Source organism: Arthrobacter sp. JCM 19049 (assembly GCF_001310435.1).
Genome location: NZ_BAXF01000675.1, coordinates 1 through 977 on the forward strand (window position 1 = coordinate 1; position 977 = coordinate 977).

At 62.8% G+C, this 977-nt stretch carries 1 pseudogene; it reads left to right on the top strand.

Annotated features, from left to right (window positions below):
- Positions 1 to 258 precede the first annotated feature (258 nt).
- Positions 259 to 977 (top strand): annotated as a pseudogene (locus JCM19049_RS15435) (SDR family oxidoreductase); the annotation flags it as partial.

The following is a 977-nucleotide window of genomic DNA, read 5'->3' on the forward strand; positions in this document are numbered from 1 at the left end:
CCGGCGGTGGTGGACAGGTCGATCGCTTCATCCGCCTCGGTGCGCCCCTGCGTCATGCCTTCGACTCCCTTGGTTGCCTGGTTCGTAAAGTTGTGTAGGAATGGCACAAGAAAAATGCCACCCACGTCAGTCTAACTGGGAAAATGGCGGTCCTGTTTGTAGGAAGCCTACAAAATGCGTTCGTCGAATCCGGCAACAGCGCCAGATTATGTTACTCACCAGTAGCTACGGGGGATGTTTTCAAGTAATCTGGGTCACATGACTGAAGATTCGCGCAACATCATTGATCCCCAGCCTCAAACCTGGCGGGCAAGACCATCGTGATGAGCGGCGGCAGCCGTGGCATCGGGCTGTCCATCGCCCTGCAGGCGGCCAAGAACGGGGCCAACCTCGTGCTGCTGTCCAAGACGGACACCCCGCATCCTTCCTTGGAGGGTACCATCCACACCGCAGTGGAGCAGATCAACCAGGCCGGCGGCACCGGGCTGGCCGTGGTCGGGGACGTGCGCAAGGACGAGGACGTGGCCCGGATGGTGGACAGCGCCGTGCAGCGCTTTGGCGGGATCGACATCGTCATCAACAACGCCAGCGCCATCAACCTGGCCAAGACCGATGACGTGGACATGAAGCGCTATGACCTGATGATGGACATCAACGTGCGCGGGGCCTTCCTGCTGTCCAAGACCGCGCTGCCGCACCTGCGCAAGTCCGCCCACCCGCACATCCTGACCCTCTCCCCGCCGCTGAACCTGGATCCACGCTGGGCCGGGGCCCATCTGGCCTACACCATGAGCAAGTACGGATGAGCATGACCACTCTGGGCCTGGCCGAGGAGCTGAAGGACGAGGGCATCGGGGTCAACTCCCTGTGGCCGGCCACGCTGATCGACACCGCGGCCATCCGCAACCTGCCCGGAGGCGGAACCATGATCAAGGGGGCGCGCGATGCCCGCATCGTCGCCGAGGCCGCCACCGCCA